Source organism: Bradyrhizobium sp. TM233 (assembly GCF_036247965.1).
GTDB classification, from domain to species: Bacteria; Pseudomonadota; Alphaproteobacteria; order Rhizobiales; family Xanthobacteraceae; genus Bradyrhizobium; species Bradyrhizobium ottawaense.
Window position 1 is genome coordinate 1 of sequence record NZ_BTIG01000397.1, and the last position, 274, is coordinate 274.

The 274-nt window shown below is 61.7% G+C and carries 1 pseudogene; it reads left to right on the forward strand.

Annotated features, from left to right (window positions below):
* Nucleotides 1-109 (forward strand): annotated as a pseudogene (locus tag AABA86_RS34535) (molybdenum cofactor guanylyltransferase MobA); the annotation flags it as partial.
* Nucleotides 110-274: the final 165 nt, after the last annotated feature.

Sequence of the window (274 nt, forward strand, 5' to 3'; positions counted from 1 at the left end):
CGCGACGGTGACGTGGCCGACCAAGCCGCTCGATCCGTTCTTCAACGCCAATACGGTCGAGGATATCGCCGAGGCGGAACGGCTGGCGGCACTGGACGACGCATCCTAAAGGGATGATTCGGAAAAGTACGCAGCGGCTTTCCGAAAGATCATCCTCAAACGACAACCTAAAGCGCTAGGACGATTCTTCCCGATCTCATCGCGCTTTAGCCAAGGCCCGCTCACGAGCTCGTTTACGCCGGCCGGAATCCCGCCCGCTCCAGCGCGGCGCGCG